The sequence below is a fragment of the Gimesia sp. genome (assembly GCF_048260065.1).
Lineage (GTDB): Bacteria > Planctomycetota > Planctomycetia > Planctomycetales > Planctomycetaceae > Gimesia.
Genome location: NZ_JBLXHC010000013.1, coordinates 140,179 through 160,006 on the forward strand (window position 1 = coordinate 140,179; position 19,828 = coordinate 160,006).

Genomic DNA, 19,828 nt, shown 5'->3' on the forward strand with positions numbered 1-19,828 from the left:
AGCACTGCCGTTCATGCAACCGCGCAATCAATTTCTGACCTGGCGATTCCTGCCTTTACTGGCGGGCCTGTTGCTTGCGCTGCTGGTGGGAATTCATTTCGGCGCAGTGGCACTCTCGCTGGATGAGATCTGGCAGGGACTCTGGAAACCGGCTGAGGAATCGTACATCAATACCATTCTCTGGCAGATTCGTCTGCCGCGCGTGATTCTGGCGGCCTGTGTGGGAGGGGGACTGGCAATTGCGGGGGCTGCCTTTCAGGGAGTGTTTCGCAATCCATTAGCCGATCCGTTTGTGATTGGTGCCTCCAGCGGCGCTGCTCTGGGAGCAACCCTCGCGCTGCTGCTGATGGCAGGCAGTATTACCGTCATTACGGCGACCTGGCAGATTCCCTGGTTGATTCTGGCGGCGTTTGCCGGTGCACTGCTGGTCGTCGGCGGAGTGTTTGTGATTGCCTCTTTGAGTCATATCGGACGCAGTGCACCGTTGCTGACATTGATTCTGGCGGGGATGGCACTCAGTAGTTTTACCGGTGCCCTGGTTTCGCTGATCATGTTTCTGAATCATGAAATGCTGACTACCATTTTCAGCTGGCTGCTGGGCAGTTTCTCAGGGCGACACTGGAATGAAATTCTGATGGCGGGGCCTGTCATCGTTTGCAGTGGCGGACTGCTGTGGTTACTGTCACGTCCGCTCGATCTGCTTTCCTTCGGTGATGAAGCGGCCCAGACGCTGGGATTGTCGATCGGAAAATTCCGGATGCTCATTCTGGTTGCCGCCACTTTCTGTACGGCGGCCTGTGTGGCTGTTTCGGGAGTGATCGGGTTTTTAGGATTGATGGCACCGCATATGACGCGGATTCTGGTCGGACCCCGGCATGGTCTGCTGATTCCCGGTAGCTGTCTTCTGGGAGCGACTCTCATGGTGATCGCCGACACGCTGGCACGGACTGCCATTGCACCAGCGGAAATTCCCGTGGGCATCGTGACGGCGTTGATGGGCTGTCCGTTTTTTCTGTTTCTGCTACTCAGTCGCGGTCGGCAATCCGGTTAAGAAGGGGAACGAGCATGAATCCAATCGAACTGGAAAACGTTTCCTGTGGATATACCCGAGAGGATGTCTTAAAGCAGATTTCCCTGGGAATTGAACCGGGAACCGTGATGGTCCTGCTGGGGCCGAACGGCTCCGGTAAAACGACCTTGCTGCGCGCGTTGTTTCATCTGGTGGAAATCCGGGAGGGGAGCGTGCTGATTGAAGGGGAATCGCTGGCGCAGATGTCGCGCAAACAGGTCGCGCAGAAACTGGCGCTGGCACCACAGCTGGAATCACCTCAATGGCCTATGACGGTCGAAGAAACCGTACAGCTGGGACGCAGCGCCCATCGGGGCTGGGTTCAACCCTTTCAGGCGGAGGATACGAGCCAGGTGGAAACCGCGCTGCGGCAGACGGGCTTGATCGAATTACGTCAGCGGAAGATCACCGAGATTTCCGGCGGGGAATGGCGGCGGACCTTAATCGCCCGCGCCCTGGTGCAGCAGACGGGTGTGTTGTGTCTGGATGAGCCGACGACGGGGCTCGATCTTAAATATCAGGTCGAGATTCTCACGCTCATTCGCAGCCTGGCACACGAGCGGAATCTGACGGTCATCCTGACCATTCACGATCTGAATCTGGCCAGCAGTTTCGCTGACCAGATTGTATTATTGAACAAAGGGGAGATCGCGGCGATCGGCACAGGGGCCGAAGTCCTGACCGAAGCACGCCTGACTGAAGTCTATCAGACCCCCGTCAAAGTGCTGCCCCATCCGGAGTATCAGACCCCTTTGATTGTTCCCGTGCTCTGATCTGGAGCAAACTGCTCGATCAGCTGGTGACGTAGCTGTCGCAGACCTGGACGTTGGCCCATTTGTCTTTGTTTTCTGAGATGAAAGTCAGGTGGTCGGCGGCTTCCTGATATTTGTCGTGGGAGTCTTTATTGTCAAAGACCACATTCAGGGCGACGTGATATTCCTGATTGTTCACCGGCCGTTGAAACTCCGTACCACGGATCCCGGCGGAGAAGTAGAGCACGCCGGGATGGTCTTTCAGATATTTGTGACAAGCCTGCACCATTGCCTCGCTGGCTTCGGGAGATCCGTCTTTGAGGGTGAAATAAACCATGTGTGCCAGTGAAGCTTCTGCCATGTTCATGTCTTTCAGTCTCGCTGCAATGAGTTAAGTGTATGATATTATATAATTTAAGACTCTGGACCAGGTTGGAAGCCCGGTTCCTGCTTTCCTATCTTCTCAAAAAGTCACTCAAAAGTCACCACAACCGGGGGGCAATGAATTTTGTAAATTGTGAAATATAAAATAAAGCGACTTTAACGATTATGCCGATAAATGAGAAAGGTGGGTTCTTCGTTCCGGCTGATCCTGTAGAGCCAGTGTCTCAGTTTGACTGAAACGGGAACGAAATCAAAGGAGTGCCATCCAGCACACTTAGTAAAAAAAGGAGTTTTTCGATGTCCCCCTGGATTCGAAATTGTATTGTTGTCGCTTCGCTGTTTCTGATTTTGACCAATGATAATTCCGCGGATGCTCATATCTTCCAGCGTTTATTCAACCGGGGAGGCATGGGTTGCTGTTATCCACAACACGGTCGCTGCGGTCATCGTTGTAAAAAACTGGCCCGTCGCTACTTCCGACGTTGTGCTCCTGTGACATCATGCTGCCCGGGCGTGTGCACTCCTCCTCCACCACAAATCTGCTACCAGGACATCATCTGTACCGAATACCGGATGGTGCCTCGTACAACCACGGTGCCTGTTACCACTTACAAGCAGATCACCGTTGATGAAGGCTGCTGGCAGCGCGTCTGGGTTCCTAAAATGGTGACTAAACAGATTCAATGTACCCAGTACCAGCAACAGACCAGCTACGTCAAAACTCCGATTCAGGTCAGAAAGCGGGTGCAGGTCACAATGCCTCAGTCAACATGCACTGATTGCATGAACAACGGACTGCCTTCGATGATGAGTCCCTCACCATCGACGCAGCCTTACATTGTGCCTTCTACCCCAGCACCTTCGAGTGCTCCAGTTCCAACGCCGATGAGTTCGACATCTCTGGACATGGGCGCTTATCCGACACTGGCTCCCACCATCAGTGCTCAACCAGCGACTGGATGGGGTGGAGGAAGCGGTGGACCTGCCTTCTCACCCATGGCTGCGACTTTGCCTCCCAGCCCGGCCGTTTTACAGGTTCCTGACCTGCAGGCCAATTCAGAATGGCAGACCATTCCTTCTCACAACTCACAATTCAGAACACAGACAGCGGTTTCCAATCAGTCGACCTATGATGATTCGCTGTCACGCACCGCATCTGCCAAAGGTGCGTTTGTGCCAGCCCCCTCGGCTGCCACAGTCTGGAATACGCCTCGTCGTCAACGCCTGAATTGAACGAAAACAGATCAGATTAGATCGAATCATGCAGACCGGAATCGGCATCACTCTGATGCGGGTTCCGGTTGTTTTCGTACTGCTCGACCGTTTCCTGTTCGCGTTTGATCATCTTGAAGAAAGCCACGCCGAAGCCGGAAAGAAGAATGGCCGGCATCGCCAGCATGAAGGCGATGCTGTACATGTAAGCGCGGGGTTTGGAATCATCCGTTTCGTTCAACTGTTTGCACATGGGACAGGCCGCAGCCTGGCTGATGACAGCAGGCGAGGAAAAGAGTCCCAGTAATGCTGCGGTCAGGATACAGGATCGAAGGAATGAAAATCGCTTTAACATGATAAGAACCAATTGAGGAACAGATTCAGATGCTTTTATTGTAACAGATCAAGATGCGGGTTCCAGCCGATTCAGGGCTGATTTTCAGGCGGCTCCCGGCAAATGATAGAGCATGAAATAGATCACCACGCCGGTGATGGAGACATACAGCCAAATCGGGAAGGTGATTTTGGCGATTTTACGGTGGGCTTCCCACTGTTGTTTCAAACCGCGTCGGATCGTCACCCAGGCCAGGATCGGGACGGCGGCAGCGAGTACGACGTGCGTGATCAGAATGAAATAATAGATCATGCGGATCGCGCCTTCTCCGCCAAACTTCCGGGACGCGGTTCCCGTATAACTCTGTAACGCGAAGTGATACAGCAGATAGAAGCCCAGAAACAGAACAGACGTGCCGAAGGCGGTCAGCATCGTTTTTTTATGTTTCTCCTGTTCCCCATGCCGAATGAACCAGTAGCCCACCATGAGCAGAATGGTCGCCAGCCCGTTCAATGTGGCGTTGACAGCCGGCAGTTGATAAACCCAGGCCGGCGCTGTGGGAGCAGTTTCTTCTGTATCAGAATCTGTGTCCGTGGAACTGGTTTCGGTTTGTGCCAGCAGATTTGCTGCGACGGGGATCAGAGTCGTACTCAAAGAGATCATGCCCGCTTTGGCAGGTATTTTGGGTTTGGCAGCTTCGTCCGGCTTCGTGTTCTCGGGGGAATCCTGTGGTTGTTGCTCCGGTTTCTGATCCTCTTCTTTTTTGACCAGCTTACGAACTTCGCGTCTAAGTTCCGCCATCTCGACATCGTTGACCGCGTTATATTTTCCCAGGACGCGTCCGTCTTTATCGACCAGCATGACGTTGGTGGTATGGATCACTTCAAAGCCAGGTTTACGGGCGGGGCCCTTGTTTTCTTCAACCGGCATCAGAAAGCTTTTCTCGATCAGGTGAAAGATTACATTCTGATCGCCGGTGAGGAACAGCCACTTTTCCGGGTCTGCGCCAACTGACTCCGCATAACGGGATAAAACATCGGGAGTGTCATTTTTCGGATCGACGGTGAAGGTGACGAGGCGGAAGTCTTGGTCTTTCAGATCTTTCTGCAACTGATAGAACTGGCCGGAAACCCGTGGGCAGGGGCCGGCACAGCGGGTGAAGACGAAGCAGGCGACCCAGGGTTTTCCCAGCAGGTCTTCTTTCGTCACGGTTTTCCCGCTGCGTTCGGTGAGAGAAAAATCTTCGATGCCTTCTTCCGGCCAGATCGGAGTTTTGATCGTTACTCCCTCGATTTCAGTCTCTGTCGTTTCTTCAGCCGCTTTTTTCTGAGCGGCTTCAGTCGCCTTGATCTGTTCTAATGCCAGGTCGTGCTGTGTTTTCAGTTTCCAGGTGGCGAACGCACTCACGGCGACGAGTACCCAGAGCATGATAATCAGAATCAGGGGAATGCGGCGGGTTCGTTTGGTCTCAGTCATTTTGAATTCTTTTGATTACAATTGAAAAGATTGTAGTTATCTGGTTGTGATTTATCTGGCATTGCGAGTGGCCCGCTGACGGGTCATCCAGATCGCAATCGTTACATAAATTATACAGACTACTGCAGTGACGGTCAGGCAGACAATCATTGAAGGATTGCCTGGTGCACTGGGGAGAGCAGGTCCGGAAGAGAGCAGACGCCGCAAACCGGTCACGCCATACGTCAGGGGATTGGCGCGGATGATCCAGGAGAGCCAGCCGGAATCTCCCGCCGGGAAAAACGAACCGGAGAGCAGCCACATCGGCATCAGAAAGACTGACATGATGGCGTGAAACCCTTGTGTTGACTCCATCGGCCAGGCGATCAGATAGCCGAGCGCAGTCAGGCTGAAACCCAGCAGGAACAGGAACAGCAGCAGGGGAATGAAGCCGGCCAGGGTGACTCCGGTATTGAAGTCCGGTGCCAATCCGACAATTTTTAGCAGGGGACCCAGCAGAAGAAACAGGACAGCTTGTAAAACGGCCAGAATCGTCCCGCCGAGCAGTTTCCCCAGTACGATGGACGAGCGGGGAACCGGTGAAACCAGCACTCCCTGCAGGAAGCCTTCCTTGCGGTCTTCGATGATCGAAATTGTCGAAAAGATCGCCGTGAACATCAGAATCATGACGGCAACACCCGGGAAGAAATATTCCTGATAGGTCATGCCTGCCGTGGCCCATTCGGGCGCTTTGAACGAACCTCGCAGTCCGGCTCCGAATAGAATCCAGAACAGGATCGGCTGAATCAGTGCGCCAATCACACGGGTGCGCTGTCTGGCGAAGCGGACGACTTCACGTTGTGCCAGAGTCAGGATTGGCAGAACGAAAGGCGTGTTGGGGGTGACTGCAGCAGGCTGATTCATTCGACTTCCTCCGCCTGCCAGAACTGATGCCCGGTTTTATGAATGAAGACATCTTCCAGAGTCGGCTTTCCAAGCGAAACCGACGTGACCTGTTCCGGGAAGGCGTCGATCAGATCTTTCAGGAATTCATGACCCCGCGGATGTTCCAGTCGCAGACTGTGATTGATCTGTTGAGGCGTAACGCCGAATCGCTGTGTAATCTGGCTCAGCAGTGTTTCGGGATGTTCCGCGTGGATGGTCAGGCAGTCTCCGCCAACCGAAGCCCGTAATTCGTCCGGTGTGCCCAGCGAAATCAGTTCTCCCTGATGCAGAATTCCCAGCCGGTCACAGTGTTCTGCTTCTTCCATTAAGTGCGTGGTAATCAGGATGGTCACACCCTGTTCGCGCTGGAGTTGTTTGAGGTACTTCCAGAGATCGTGGCGTGCCCCCGGATCGAGGCCGGTACTCGGTTCATCCAGCAACAGGACCTGGGGAGAATGCAGCAGCCCTTTGGCAATTTCGACGCGGCGTTTGAGCCCGCCTGATAAGGACTCGGCCAGATCCTGTTTGCGCTCAGTGAGTCCCAGGTGCTGCAGTACCGAGGCGATCCGTTCCCGCAGCAGTCCTCCTGAAATGCCATAGAGGTGTGCCTGATGTTTCAGGTTTTCCCAGACCGTCAGTTTTCCGTCCAGGCTGGGTGACTGAAAGGTGACACCTATGAGCGAACGGACTTCCCGGGCTTGTGAAGCGAGATCGAGACCGGCGATCGTGGCACTGCCGGACTGCAGGGGGAGCAGCGTTGAGAGCAGGCGGAAGAGAGTTGTTTTGCCGCCACCATTCGGTCCCAGCAGGCCAAAGATTTCTGCGGGGCGGACATCAAAGCTCAGATGATTCAAAGCCAGTCTTTCGCCGTATCGGTGTGAAATATCAGAGACACAGATGCGGGCTGCAGCAGTGGATTCCTGAGTGAGGGGGTTACTCAACATGACTCTTTTCGGGGTTCAAGGCGTCAGTCGTAGCTGCGGTCTGCCGGGCCTGCTCCAGGTAGTCGATCTGCGGTGCTTCATTCGTGTAATAATGAATGCCGATATCGGGAATCATGGCGATCGTCAGTCCCAACGCGAGAATGATGGTGGGACTGAGCAGCACGTACTTCCATTTTCCTTCAAATTTCAGGTGCATAAAATAGATCAATACAAACAGCGCTTTGGCACAGGCCACTGCCAGAACCAGCAGTGCCAGCAGCACGACCCCGTTCATACCGATGATGTTTTTTTCTTTTAAATCGATGACGTCAAAAATGATCGACAGTACCGTGCAGATACACAGGGCAAAGAAGATGGTGGAATATTTGACGTATGCGTGATCGTGTTGATCTGACATCTGATTGGTGGCTCTCAGTTAAATGATATAAATCAGCGGGAACAGGAAGATCCAGACCAGGTCGACGAAGTGCCAGTACAGGCCGATGTTTTCGACGTAATCGTTCCATTTTTTACTCAGGCGTCTGCCCTGCAGCAGGACAATGATGAACAGCAGCATGCCGATCACGACGTGTAATGCGTGAAAACCGGTCAGCAGGAAGTAGACTGAAGCAAACAGGTTTCCGTAAATAATGGGTTGCAGGAAATGCACGGGTGCCAGGAAAGATCCGTACTCGGGGTTTTCCTTCATGGTCTCCAGTTCTTTGTTCATCTCCTGCATGCTGATGGTTTCATCCAGGGCACGCTTGTCTAATTCCCGGTATTTCGTATCCAGGTCGAAATAGGCCTGTAGTTCTTTTTTACGGGGAGCGGGGGTGTCTTCGGCCGTCAGTTCTGTCTGCAGTTGCTGACGGAGTTCTTCGACGGGCGTTTCGACTTCTTCTGTTTTTTCATCAGCGACCCCGGAAATTTCCGCGATTTCTTCGGGATCAACGGGTTCCGTCTTTTCCGGCAGTTTGGCAGCCGCTAATGCGATGGTGCGCTGATCGACAACGTGTTTCATTTCCCGCATGGATTTATCGATGGCCATACGCGGGGTTTCCGGAATGTGACCGGGCAGAATATCGTATTTGAACTTGCCCGAATATTCATAAGCTTTGATACCCAGGAACAGACAGGCCAGCAGCAGCGTCAGGCAGAGATAGCGCCGCGCTTTGGCAAAGTTTTCGACTTTCATTCCTTCCAGTGCCATCACGACGAAGTAACTGGAGAGAATCAGCACAAACGTGTTCAAGCCGCCGGCCCAGATGCGCAGGTGTGTGATTTCTGGATCGTCAGGCCAGCCGGGCGAACCGGCGCGGAGCACGATATAGGCGCCGATGAAGGCGGAAAAAAACATGATTTCTGTCGCCAGGAAGAGCCACATCCCCAGTTTGGAGTGTGGTATGGGAAGCCCCATTCGGTATTGTGGCGAATTACTTTCGTGACTCATTATTATCTTTCACTTTACATCGCAGACAATCAAACAGTCGTTGAATCCTGTAACGCGTATTCTTATTTTGCAGATCAGCTGAACAGCTGCAGTCGATCCCAGGTCAATGTGAGTAACAGCAGCGGGAGATAAATCAGTGAGAACCAGATTAACTCACGGGCGGTCTGGCGAGTTTCGTTTCGCAGGAAACGAATGGAAAAAGCGAGATAGCCGATTCCCAGAACCAGCGCGACCACAGAGTAAAACGTTCCGGTCAGGGAAACATATTGAGGGAGCAGGCTGACGGGGATCAGCGCTGTTGCATAAATCACGCACATCCAGCCGATCATGCGTGGTGCCGGATCGGCGGCGGGCAGCATCTTCAGACCTGCCTGGTGGTATTGATGACGGTACAGCCAGGCAATTGCCAGAAAATGCGGGAACTGCCAGAAGAACATGATCGCAAAAATCGCGAAGGAAGAAGTATTCAGGTTACCGCCCGCAGCAGTCCAGCCCAGGATGGGAGGCATGGCACCGGGGATGGCACCGATGGTGGTACAGAGTGAAGTCACCCGTTTGAGGGGCGTGTAAACCAGCACGTACAATACCAGGGTCATCATCGCTAAAAATGCGGTCAGCAGGTTGACCATTGTCGCCAGATAAAAAATACCGGTCAGTGCGGCACCAATTCCGAAGATCAGAACTTCAGGAAGCGAAATCTTGCCGGCGGGCAGCGGGCGATTGGCCGTGCGGGGCATCAGGGCATCACTTTTCATTTCCAGCATCTGATTCAGCGAGTTACAACCGACGGCAACCAGGCCGATTCCTACCAGTGCATGGATCAAAGGCAGCAGCGACCACGAGTGGGCGGACGCCAGTGTATAACCTAATGCCACCGAGATCAGAGCCATCGTAGAAATTCTCGGTTTAATCAGTTCGAGATAATCGGCGAGCCGGGCCAGACTGACAGGTTTGGCGGCGGTTTTCGATTCTTCGACGGCGATGTAGGATTGTTGAGTTGTAGACATTTTCAAACGTTACCTTCGGTATTCGGTAAGGAATCAGCAGCAGAGAGAGATTGCTCTGACGATCTGTTTTTATTTAATTGATGCAGGCGAAAGACCCGGACCGAATACAGGACCGTGGTCATCAGGAACAGGATGCCGGTAATCAGGTGTGCGGTGCGGAAAATGGACTGCTCCCAGGAACCGGCAGTGGCAACAAAGCCGGCAGCGGGTAAACCGTATTTTGTGATCCAGGCACCAAAACCCAGCAGAATCTGAAAGATGCCGATATGCAGCATGCCCATTGCCGGACGTTTTAACCATTTGATCCCGGATTTACGGGCACTGCGAAATTCGATGATCACAAAGATTAAAGCGACGAACGCAAAACTCATATGCGGATGCAGACCCACCTGAAAATGTCGGAGGAACCCGCCTAGAAAATATTGAAACAATACGACCAGCGGCACCGTGATTGCCAGCCGACGACCATAGCCTGCCGGTAACTCGGGGGGATCGTTACTGATGGCAATCCAGCGTTTACCGAGAACCATGGTCAGAAAACACATCAGGGTAAAGACGCAGGCGGCAAACAAGCCGTGTGCCATCGCCAGAGCTTTGCTGTTTTCGGTAACCCGGGTGCCACCAATGATTCCCTGAATGATCACGCAGGCCAGTACGGCAATACAGACGTTCCGGATCCATTTTCGATCAGCGACTTTGCAGGCGACCACAACCAGCGCGATGGATAGAAAGCCGACGAGCATGCCCAGCAGACGGTGTCCATGCTCGTAAAACTTATCTGCTGCCCGATGGAACCAGGAGTAGGTCAGCATGTTCTGCCCGTCAGAAGTCGGCCAGTCGGGGAATGCCATACCATACTGTTCGGTGGTGACGTGACCGCCTACAATCATCAGCGGCAGCGTGGCGATTGCGGTCGCCAGGGCCAGTCTGAAAAGCCAGGGATGGAATTGTTGCTGGTTCATACGTGATAACTTAATCGTGAGCGTTTCAAATTAAACGGGGGTCTCGGTTTCCGTTGTTGTGACATTAACGGGCGGCTGACATTCCTTTTCGTTCTGCATCAGGAAGTCACGATCGCCGTTGACGACGGCATATTCATTGGGGCCATGGTAGACCATTGGCACAAAATCAAAGTTTCCATGTCCTGGAGGAGAGGGGGCTGCCCATTCCAGTGTGGTGGCATTCCAGGGATTGCGTCCTGCTTTGGGGCCAAAGAACATGCTGTAGAAGATGTTGATAAACAGCAGAATCTGAGCCGCACCCATGATGATGGCCGAGATCGTCATGAACTGATTCATCGGCAGCAGATGTTCGAGATAACCGTGCAGGTAAGGATCTGCATAGCGTCGCGGCATGCCCTGCATTCCCAGAAAGTGCATCGGGAAAAATGTGCCGTTGGCACCGATGAAGGTCAGCACGAAATGTATTTTGCCCAGTTTTTCATTCATCATCCGGCCGAACATTTTCGGGAACCAGAACTGGATTCCGGCAAAGACACCAAACAGGGTGGCACCGAACAGGATGTAATGGAAGTGGGCAACAATGAAGTAGGTATCGTGAAAATAGACGTCGACCGGTACAGCCGCCATAAAGATTCCGCTGAGACCACCCACGATAAACATCGAAAGGAAGGCGATACAGTTCAGCGTGACGGTATTGAATTCCAGTTTCCCGCCCCAGATCGTCGCGGTCCAGTTGAATGTTTTGATTGCGGACGGCAGCGCGATCATCATGGTCGAAACCATGAATGCCATACCGACGGCGGGGTTCATTCCGCTGGTAAACATGTGGTGTCCCCAGACGATAAACCCGAGGCTGGCGATGGTCGACATGGAGAACACCATCGGCTTATATCCGAACAGCGGTTTTCGGCACATGCAGCTCAACATGTCGGACACCATGCCCATAATCGGGAGCAGCATGATGTAAACCGCGGGATGCGAGTAGAACCAGAACAGGTGCTGCCAGAGCAGCGGCTGTCCGCCACCCACTGTTGCCTCCGCATTGTTGATCACCAGACCGGAAGGATAGAAGAAGCAGGTTCCGAATAAACGGTCAGCCACCTGCATGAATCCGCCTGCGGTCAGCACGGGAAGTGCGAACGCCTGCAGAATGGCTGTGATAAACAGTCCCCAGATGGTCATGGGCAACCGGAAGAAGGTCATGCCGGGAGCACGCATGTTGATGATGGTCGTCATATAATTGATCGAGCCCATCATTGAAGAGAAACCGACAAAGGTCACTCCCAGCAGCCAGTATGTCTGCGCGGTTCCGGAACCGGGAGCTGCCTGCGCCAGGTCAGCCAGGACCGGATACGAGGTCCAGCCGGCTGCCGGACCACCGGCGTATTTAAAGCTTAAGCCGAAGCAGGCGATAGCAGGCCACATGAACCAGTAGCTGAGCATGTTGAGCTTCGGAAATGCCATATCGTCCGCACCGATCATCAGCGGGATCAGAAAGTTTCCAAACGTTCCCGCCAGGATGGGGATGATCACGAGAAAGATCATCACGGTGGCATGCATGGTAAACAGCATCGTATAAAATTCGGGCGAGATCTGTCCCCCTTCAGCGGCAAACAACCAGGGCCCGACAATCGGCATCGATTCCCAGGGGAAAGCCAGCTGCCAGCGTACTGCCAGTGCGAGGGCACCGCCGACAATCATCATCAGCATCGTGGTAAACAGGAACTGTATCGCGATGATTTTATGGTCGGTTGAAAAAATATACTTCGTGATGAAGTTACCCGGGCCGTGATGCTCCTGGGGAGTCAGAATCGGTTGCAGTCCGGTAGGTGACGGATTCAAAACACTCATTTCTCGGCGGCCTCACTCTCTGAGCCGTTTTCGTTGGCGGCAATTTTTCCCAGTCCATCATAGGATTGCTGCTGGGTCAGGTTTTTCATGTAAGCCTGGAATTCTTCTTCGGGTTCCACGATCACGTGGGCTTTCATCTTGTAATGACCCCAGCCACACAGTTCGGCACAGACCAGATCGTACACGCCTGGTTTATTTGCTTCGAACCAGACGGGAATCTGCAGACCGGGTAGAGCATCCTGTTTGATCCGCAGCGCGGGCAGGAAGAACGAGTGCTGCACATCGTCGCTGCGCAACTGGATCAGCACTGGTTTGCCGAAGGGAACGTGCAGTTCATTCACGGTGTAGAGGTCGTCGGGCTGTGGTTTGGGCTGGAGTTTTTTACCGATCGCAGGATAACGGAAACGCCATTCGAACTGACGCGCGGTGACTTCCGCCAGGGGATCTTTTACGGCTGCTTCGGGATAGTGGTTCTTAAAGCGAAAGTCTGCCCAGAGATTCATCTGGTAGAGGGCCAGGAATAACAGAATGGCACCGGGGATGATACTCCAGATGAGTTCCAGCTTATGATTACCGTGTGTGTACAAGGCACGATCATCGCGGTTATTCGCGCTCTTCCAGAGTGCATAGACGAGGACCGCCTGGGTCCCGATGAAGACGGCAGTAATGACAGCCAGAATCAGATAAAACAGGTGATCGATTCGGATACCCAGATTACTGGCGGCTTGTGCATTGTCGTATGGAAAAGACCAGCCAATCAGCGGAGCCGCGGCGCAGGATACGACTGCGGCAACAGGCCAGAACAGAAAAAATAAACACCATCCTTTACCCACGAAAGGTCTCCCGTTTGGTCTTTGATTGAGGATTCAATTGGTTGTCTTAAATGAGTTCAGAAACAAAATTGTCAGCAAAACGGATCGAAGCGATTACTTGCTGCTGTAAGGCAGGCTCATCACATAATTGACCAGGTCCCAGCGTTCTTCATCCGTCAAAGCGGACGGTCCAAACGCAGGCATCGGAGTACCTTTGATACCAGCAAAGATCCGCCGGTAAACGTCGATCGGTCTGCGACCACCACGGTAAATTCCGCGATGCAGATCTCTCGGAGGTAACTGATTTCCCCAGATATCATGCAGTCCTCGATTCGGATATTTCTCATTGGTGACCGGGTTGGTCCAGAAGTCCTGTGTCGCAGACCCGTTGCCACGACCCTGGGGACCATGACAGGTGGCACACTTGGTTTTATCGCTCAGGTAGAGTTTGCGACCCCGTTCGCGGGATTCCGGAGTGTCCGGCACGCGCGGGGTTTCCGGGATCACCAGTGCGTCTTCCAGGTTCGCTGCTTCCCAGGCATCTGCCACGCTGGACGTTGCAAAATCGAGGGTGTCCGGGAAATCCAGTTCCATGTACTCTTTGAGTTCTTCATTGACTTCTTCTGGAGTTTCGCCACCATCTTCACTGGTCCGTTCGGCAAAAGTTTCCTTGGAAAAATCGAGGAAGAGTTCGTCGTCGAGTTTCTTTTCTGTTTCGCCGCGAATCGAGAGCCAGATGACATAGTTCACAATCGCAGAGACTTCATCATTGGTCAGCAGCTTGAAAGAAGGCATGTACGTTCCGGCGATACCTTCTTTGACGGTCCGCTCCAGGTCCTGTACCTGTGCTTTCTCGGTCGATTTCGTGGACGTGTATTTGTAGATGCCCGGGCGGAAATCGCGGGGCGGGGGATTCAGATAGCGGGATGTGGGACCGGTCCCTTCTCCCGACATGCCGTGACAGTGCATACAGTGCCGATTATAAAGATCGCGACCAAACTGCAGCCGCGTACATTCCACCAGAAATGTGTCGCCTGGCTGAGGGGCAATTTCGGCTGCTTTTTCAACGGCGATCATGCCAGTCTCAAAATTGTATTCTTTGATGCGTGAAATCTGTCCCTGGGCTTTGCCGGAGGTCCATTCCAGCGGCAGCCCCTGAAGCTTGTCATATGTGTTTTCCAAGCCGGTTGCCTGGAAGCGGATCAGGGTTGAGTCGGCTCCCGTAGATTCGACTGATTTGACCTTGCCTTCCACATCGCCGAATTGCGTCGGCAGACCTTCAAACTGGGTCAACTCCAGGGGATTTCCGAACTGTCTGACCAGCGCTTCTTTGACGGGTTTGGCGGCGGCAGGCATGAGTTCATTCGTCTTCTTTGCGAAGATAAACTCGACCTTAGGCTGTTCGCACCCCGAGATGGTCAACACCGGGAGTAACAGCAACATAATGAAATGACGATACCCAAATCTCACGGAAGTGAATCCTCACTCTTTACTTATTCTGACAGTTGATAGATCGCAGTTCGTCGAGTCCGTTCTTCCCGGAAAATCGAAGTGATCCGGGATCTCCATATTCCATATGTCTCAAGCGATGCAGTGACGCTGATACTTCAATTCACTAGAACTCTACTGAGATCAATCTGTTCATGTCTGCAGTCGTTTTCTGACAGGTTTGCTTGTGCGGGGGTGGGAGGCTTAACAGCCTGAATACTTAAGTAATTCTGGCAATGCTCAGGCGTTCTGACAACCAGCGTTTCCCTTTAGAAAGCCTTTTCTCACAAGCAGGAAGGTCCTTATCGGTAAGCTCCCAATCGCGGGAATCACACTCATAATATCGTATTTTCTTTGACTCTCTTTTTCAATCAGCACAGGCTGTCGTTTCGATACAATCCTGAGTAAACTGTGTTCACAGAGGCGATCTCTCTGTTTTTACAGCTTCAGTGCGAACAGGCTTGAATGGGCACCTCACAAACAGACATGATCCGGGAATTTGACCGCCTGATTCGCAGAGATCCGGGAAAACGGGGGCTCATCGATTCTGAAAGTCAGTTTGGCCCACTCTGTCAGGACCATTTGCTGCAGGCAGCCCAGGCCATCCATTCCGGTGCGTCGCAAGTTGTGATTATCACAGGGTTTTATGTGCCCAGTGCCCCGGTGCCTGCTGCCGAAACAGACGGACCTCCCGGTGCGGTTCTGCTGGCACTGATTCTGGAAGCCTGCGGGATCGATACATTAGTGGTTACTGATGAGTTGTGTGCCCCTGTGCTGACGGCGACTGTTGACGCCTTCGGCTATCCGCGTTCGCAGCTTGCTGTACTGAATCCGGATCAACCGGGCTGGGTCGAGTCATTTTTCAGTCGACAGAACATCAGTCATCTGATTTCCATCGAACGGGTGGGGCCGAGTCACACCATCGATTCGTGGCTGGCTCAGGCTTCCGGTCAGAGTGTTGGTATTGAGCTGTTTCAGCAACGCGTGCCGGAGATGCATTTTGACCGCTGTCACAATATGCGCGGGGAAATCATCGATTCTTTTACGGCACCTTTGCATCAGCTGTTTGACCGCCTGCACGAGTTTTTTCCAGCCGCGATCAGTATTGGCATCGGCGATGGTGGAAACGAGATCGGGATGGGGGCGATTACCTGGGAAGAACTGGATCGCCGCATTGCTTCAGATTTTTCTGCCCTGATTCCCTGTCGAATCGCGACTGACTGGAACATTGTTGCAGGAACCAGCAACTGGGGGGCTGCTGCGCTGGCGGCTGCCGTCGCTGTATTACACGATCAGACGGATATTCTGTTTGACTGGCAGCGGGATGAGCAGTTGAAAGTCCTGGAATTCATGGTGAGTGAAGCAAACGCTGTCGACGGGGTGACGAAGCAGTGTGAACCGACCGTCGATGGACTGCCATTCCTGACTTATATGCAGCCCTGGGAGGGAATCCTGTCAATTCTGACTCGCTGATTTCGCGTTTCTAGCGTAAGACATCCGGGGAAACTCCCTGCTGCAGGCTCGAAATGACTTGCATTTTGACTTGTTTCACGGGTTAAAATGGGTTTCTGAACCTGTTTTAAAAACTGCTCGCCTCTCTTCTTGTGTCCTCAACAGAAACGAACTTTGATGAACATTATGAAATCCAGCGTGTTCCGTTCTGAAGAATTACCTGTCCTGAGACTGTTCTGCCTGATGCTGTTTTTGTGTTCGGCCTCTCTGTTACCAGCCCAGGTCGTCAGTAATGACAAGTTCAAACAGGAAGATAAATTTCGGCAGTTAGAAGAAGCGCTGCCGACCCCGAATGAGTTTCGCACCGCTTCCGGCGCACCGGGAGAAAAATACTGGCAGCAGGAAGTCGATTACGAAATCGAGGTAGAACTGGATGACAAGCTGCAGAAAATCGTCGGGACGGAAAAAGTCACTTACACCAATAAGTCACCCGACACGCTGAATTATCTCTGGATGCAGCTGGATACGAATATTCTGTCGTTTGACTCTGACGCGCATCTGACCGATACCAGCTCCCATCTGGGGAACGTCGGCTATCAGACAATGCAGCAGTTGCTGGCGAAAGAAACTTTTGACGGCAGAATGAAGATTTCGGCAGTCCGTGATGAACGGGGGGATCCACTCCCTTATCAGATCATCAAAACGATGATGCGGATTGATTTGAGTGGGCCGTTAAAGACTGGACAGAGTATGACGTTTTCGGTTGACTGGAGTTATCTGATCAATGATTCCAAAAGCCGCCCCGCACGAACCGGCTACGAGTATTTCGAAGAAGATAAGAATTTTATCTATGAGATTGCCCACTGGTATCCTCGCATGGCGGCCTACACGGATAATACCGGCTGGCAGCACAAGCAGTTTCTGGGGCGTGGTGAGTTTACCCTGGAGTTCGGCTATTTTCAGGTCAAGATTACGGCACCCGCCGATCATGTTGTGGCGGCGACGGGAGAACTGCAGAACCCGGAACAGGTCCTGACCGAAACACAGCGGAAACGGCTTGAACAGGCAAAGACGGCGGAAAAACCGATGTTTATCATCACGCCGGAAGAAGCGAAGAAAAACGAATCGTCCCGTTCGAAAGATAAAAAGACCTGGGTCTTCCAGGCGCCGCTGGTCCGCGACTTTGCTTTTGCCAGTTCCCGGAAGTTCATCTGGGACGCCCAGGGGCATCAGCTGAAGGGCAAAGAGAAACCGGTAATGGCGATGTCGTATTACCCGAACGAAGGGGAGCCCCTCTGGAGCCGGTATTCGACGCACGCCATCATCCACACGCTGAATGTATTCTCGAGGTACACCTTCCCTTATCCCTACCCGGTCGCGATTTCGGTGAATGGTCCGGTAGGAGGAATGGAATACCCGATGATCTGCTTCAACGGTCCCCGTCCGGAAAAAGATGGAACCTATTCCAAGCGGACCAAGTATGGATTGATCTCGGTGATTATTCACGAAGTCGGACACAATTACTTTCCGATGATCGTCAACAGTGACGAACGTCAGTGGACCTGGATGGACGAAGGACTGACCACATTTCTGCAGTATTTAACGGAGCAGGAGTGGGAGCCCGAATATCCTTCAAGGCGGGGAGAACCGCGGGATATCGTTGGTTATATGAAGGGGGACTATCAGGTTCCCATCATGACCAACTCGGAATCGATTCTGCAGTTTGGCAACAATGCCTATGCCAAGCCGGCGACCGCCTTGAATGTTCTGCGGGAAACCGTGCTCGGACGGGAACTGTTTGATTACGCGTTCAAGGAATACTGTCGACGCTGGATGTTCAAACGCCCGACTCCTGCTGATTTTTTCCGAACGATGGAAGATGCCTCGGGCGTCGATCTGGACTGGTTCTGGCGCGGCTGGTTTTATACGACCGACCATACAGACCTCTCGGTAGAAAATGTCAGGCAGTATCTGCTGGAGACCGGGGACCCCTATGTCGACAAAGTCCGCCGCAAGAAGGAGCGGGATGAAGAACCGGAGTCTTTATCCGAGATTCGCAATAAAGAACTGCCGAAACGTACGGACAAATTCCCGGAGCTCAAAGACTTTTATAATGAGTATGACGACCTGGACGTGACCGACGCAGATCGAAAGAAATTCGAGGATCAACTCAAAGGGTTGAAAGCGGAAGAGAAAAAACTCCTGGAAACACAGAAGTTCTTCTATCTCGTCGACCTGAAAAATCAGGGGGGGCTGGTGATGCCGGTGATCCTCAAGCTGACCTTTGATGACGATACCACAGAGATACTGCGGATTCCTGCCGAAATCTGGCGGTTGAACAATAAGAGTGTTTCCAAGCTGATCTTAACGGAGAAACCTCTGAAAAGTCTCACCCTGGATCCCCACCGGGAGACCGCGGATACTCAGCTGTCTAACAATGAATTTCCCCGGACCATCAGCAAATCTTATTTCCAGCTGGAAAAATCGAAAAAGTCGAAGAACGAAATGCAGAAGCGGGAGGAAGAAAAGAAAAAGGCAGCCGGGAAAGCCGACTCGAAAGAGGAGTCCGAAAAGGAAAAGCAGGAGTGAAGGGGAGGAATCAGGGCTGTTCGAACTGATAACCGGATTCGATGCGGGCGATTTCCACGGAGTAGTTCTGATACCATTGATTCTTCCCAAGTTCCTGTGCTGTCAGGTGTTCGGGATTCTGTTTCCAGGCCTTGATGGCACTGAGATCCTCCCAGTAAGAGATCGTGATACCGGTTCCATCTGGTGAACGAACAGACTCTACCCCGAGGTAACCTGGTTGTTGTGCCGCCAGTTCCTGCATCCGGTCTGCCATCGTGTCATACCCCTGGTTTTGATCGGCCAGAGTCGATGTGAAGATGACCGCATAGCAGGGGCTTTTTCGGGGCAGATTCATGTCGATCACCTTCTCTCCAGAGACTGGTTACAGGGGGGATTTCGGCTGAAAACAGGGATTTACAGGGGAGCTGGTCAATTTCAGGCTTGCCACAAAATCTGGTTTCATAAATAATTTAACCTGTGATCGATTCTATTACTATTTCGAAGTTTTTATGAGGAGGCGATGCAAGTGACGGGTTATACGGTCCACACAGGTTCAACCGAAGATTTTACTAACGGTTGGGACCGCATTTTTGGTGATAAAACCGTCAAAAAAGAGAAGAAAAAGAAGAAAACCAAAAAGAAAACCACCGAAAAAGCCACAAAGAAAGATTCGAAAAAGAAGAAAAAATAGTCGTTCTTTTTCCGACAGAGTCAGTTGAAAATGGATCCGTTAGGCGAAATTCAGAAAGGGATTTTCTGCAGTCTCGCCTGGTAATTTTTGCACAGGGCCGTGCTAATGCTTTAAGCCCGGAAAACCGATAATTAAATTCGTGCTTTTCCTGCTTAATGTAGTCAAACTCAGGACATGGAGGTAACGATGTCAGAAGAAAACAACCAGGAAGAATATGAAGAGATCACCAGTGAAGAAGTCGACCGTGTTGTCGCAAGTCTGGAAGCACTGATCGAATCAACCGACAGCGAAAACATTCGCTCTTATCTCGAAGAAGCAATGAACGAGATCTATTATCTCGTCTATGAAGAAGGCGAAGAAGAATGGGATTCCGAAGTGGAAGCCTGTGGCGAAGACGATGAAGATCTGTCTGAAGCTGCTTAATTCTTCCCTGAAAGATATTTGATTGCTGCGCAAACCAGCAAAACTGAAGG

Annotated in this window: 20 protein-coding genes; 7 read left to right on the top strand and 13 right to left on the bottom strand. The window is 52.3% G+C overall.

Features of this window, described 5'->3' with window-relative positions; genetic code table 11:
• Positions 1-13 precede the first annotated feature (13 nt).
• Positions 14-1,051 carry a FecCD family ABC transporter permease gene (locus tag ACN0YN_RS22550; protein ID WP_417387279.1) on the top strand — a complete coding sequence of 346 codons (1,038 nt, stop codon included), beginning with the start codon at positions 14-16 and terminating at the stop codon, positions 1,049-1,051.
• A gap of 14 nt (positions 1,052-1,065) precedes the next feature.
• Complete coding sequence (locus ACN0YN_RS22555; RefSeq protein ID WP_417387280.1) at positions 1,066-1,842, top strand: ABC transporter ATP-binding protein; 777 nt, start codon at positions 1,066-1,068, stop codon at positions 1,840-1,842.
• A gap of 19 nt (positions 1,843-1,861) precedes the next feature.
• Here the strand turns inward: ACN0YN_RS22555 and ACN0YN_RS22560 are convergent, their stop codons facing one another.
• Positions 1,862-2,182, bottom strand: coding sequence for a Dabb family protein (locus tag ACN0YN_RS22560; RefSeq protein WP_417387281.1), 321 nt, complete (start codon positions 2,180-2,182; stop codon positions 1,862-1,864).
• A gap of 320 nt (positions 2,183-2,502) precedes the next feature.
• Here ACN0YN_RS22560 and ACN0YN_RS22565 point away from each other — a divergent pair, with 320 nt between their 5' ends.
• Positions 2,503-3,438 carry a hypothetical protein gene (locus ACN0YN_RS22565; RefSeq protein WP_417387282.1) on the top strand — a complete coding sequence of 312 codons (936 nt, stop codon included), beginning with the start codon at positions 2,503-2,505 and terminating at the stop codon, positions 3,436-3,438.
• 16 nt (positions 3,439-3,454) lie between these two features.
• On the opposite strand, the gene ACN0YN_RS22570 is transcribed toward ACN0YN_RS22565, so the two are convergent.
• The 11 genes from ACN0YN_RS22570 to ACN0YN_RS22620 form a co-directional block, all read right to left on the bottom strand.
• Positions 3,455-3,772: a hypothetical protein gene (locus ACN0YN_RS22570; protein ID WP_417387283.1), complete on the bottom strand. Its 318-nt coding sequence runs from the start codon at positions 3,770-3,772 to the stop codon at positions 3,455-3,457.
• 84 nt (positions 3,773-3,856) lie between these two features.
• Positions 3,857-5,227, bottom strand: coding sequence for a DUF420 domain-containing protein (locus ACN0YN_RS22575; protein ID WP_417387284.1), 1,371 nt, complete (start codon positions 5,225-5,227; stop codon positions 3,857-3,859).
• Between the two features lie 51 nt (positions 5,228-5,278).
• Positions 5,279-6,130, bottom strand: a complete 852-nt coding sequence (locus ACN0YN_RS22580) for an ABC transporter permease (RefSeq protein ID WP_417387285.1) — start codon at positions 6,128-6,130, stop codon at positions 5,279-5,281.
• Positions 6,127-7,095, bottom strand: coding sequence for an ATP-binding cassette domain-containing protein (locus ACN0YN_RS22585; RefSeq protein WP_417387286.1), 969 nt, complete (start codon positions 7,093-7,095; stop codon positions 6,127-6,129). Before ACN0YN_RS22585 ends, ACN0YN_RS22580 begins: the two co-directional genes overlap by 4 nt.
• A complete protein-coding gene (locus ACN0YN_RS22590) occupies positions 7,085-7,492 on the bottom strand; it encodes a cytochrome C oxidase subunit IV family protein (protein ID WP_417387287.1) in 408 nt (135 codons plus the stop codon). Before ACN0YN_RS22590 ends, ACN0YN_RS22585 begins: the two co-directional genes overlap by 11 nt.
• Before the next feature lie 18 nt (positions 7,493-7,510).
• Positions 7,511-8,524 carry a cytochrome c oxidase subunit 3 gene (locus ACN0YN_RS22595; protein ID WP_417387288.1) on the bottom strand — a complete coding sequence of 338 codons (1,014 nt, stop codon included), beginning with the start codon at positions 8,522-8,524 and terminating at the stop codon, positions 7,511-7,513.
• Positions 8,525-8,598: 74 nt separating this feature from the next.
• The gene (cyoE, locus tag ACN0YN_RS22600; RefSeq protein WP_417387289.1) at positions 8,599-9,531 is read right to left on the bottom strand and encodes a heme o synthase; all 933 of its coding nucleotides are present in this window, start codon (positions 9,529-9,531) and stop codon (positions 8,599-8,601) included.
• Positions 9,532-9,533: 2 nt separating this feature from the next.
• Complete coding sequence (locus ACN0YN_RS22605) at positions 9,534-10,493, bottom strand: COX15/CtaA family protein (RefSeq protein WP_417387290.1); 960 nt, start codon at positions 10,491-10,493, stop codon at positions 9,534-9,536.
• A 30-nt stretch (positions 10,494-10,523) separates the two neighbouring features.
• On the bottom strand, positions 10,524-12,344 hold the full coding sequence (locus ACN0YN_RS22610; protein WP_417387291.1) for a cytochrome c oxidase subunit I: 1,821 nt from the start codon (positions 12,342-12,344) through the stop codon (positions 10,524-10,526).
• Positions 12,341-13,177: a cytochrome c oxidase subunit II gene (coxB, locus tag ACN0YN_RS22615; RefSeq protein WP_417387292.1), complete on the bottom strand. Its 837-nt coding sequence runs from the start codon at positions 13,175-13,177 to the stop codon at positions 12,341-12,343. Before coxB ends, ACN0YN_RS22610 begins: the two co-directional genes overlap by 4 nt.
• 93 nt (positions 13,178-13,270) lie before the next feature.
• The gene (locus ACN0YN_RS22620; protein ID WP_417387293.1) at positions 13,271-14,626 is read right to left on the bottom strand and encodes a c-type cytochrome; all 1,356 of its coding nucleotides are present in this window, start codon (positions 14,624-14,626) and stop codon (positions 13,271-13,273) included.
• Positions 14,627-15,109: 483 nt separating this feature from the next.
• Between ACN0YN_RS22620 and ACN0YN_RS22625 the strand changes: the two genes are divergently transcribed.
• Both ACN0YN_RS22625 and ACN0YN_RS22630 read left to right on the top strand, forming a co-directional pair.
• A complete protein-coding gene (locus tag ACN0YN_RS22625; RefSeq protein WP_417387294.1) occupies positions 15,110-16,117 on the top strand; it encodes a glutamate cyclase domain-containing protein in 1,008 nt (335 codons plus the stop codon).
• Positions 16,118-16,273: 156 nt separating this feature from the next.
• On the top strand, positions 16,274-18,685 hold the full coding sequence (locus ACN0YN_RS22630; RefSeq protein WP_417387295.1) for a M1 family metallopeptidase: 2,412 nt from the start codon (positions 16,274-16,276) through the stop codon (positions 18,683-18,685).
• A gap of 10 nt (positions 18,686-18,695) precedes the next feature.
• Here ACN0YN_RS22630 and ACN0YN_RS22635 read toward each other — a convergent pair whose 3' ends face one another.
• Complete coding sequence (locus ACN0YN_RS22635; protein ID WP_417387296.1) at positions 18,696-19,019, bottom strand: antibiotic biosynthesis monooxygenase family protein; 324 nt, start codon at positions 19,017-19,019, stop codon at positions 18,696-18,698.
• Positions 19,020-19,190: 171 nt separating this feature from the next.
• Between ACN0YN_RS22635 and ACN0YN_RS22640 the strand changes: the two genes are divergently transcribed.
• Together ACN0YN_RS22640 and ACN0YN_RS22645 are read left to right on the top strand one after the other, a co-directional pair.
• The gene (locus ACN0YN_RS22640; protein ID WP_417387363.1) at positions 19,191-19,355 is read left to right on the top strand and encodes a hypothetical protein; all 165 of its coding nucleotides are present in this window, start codon (positions 19,191-19,193) and stop codon (positions 19,353-19,355) included.
• Positions 19,356-19,541: 186 nt separating this feature from the next.
• Positions 19,542-19,778 carry a hypothetical protein gene (locus ACN0YN_RS22645; RefSeq protein WP_417387297.1) on the top strand — a complete coding sequence of 79 codons (237 nt, stop codon included), beginning with the start codon at positions 19,542-19,544 and terminating at the stop codon, positions 19,776-19,778.
• Positions 19,779-19,828: the final 50 nt, after the last annotated feature.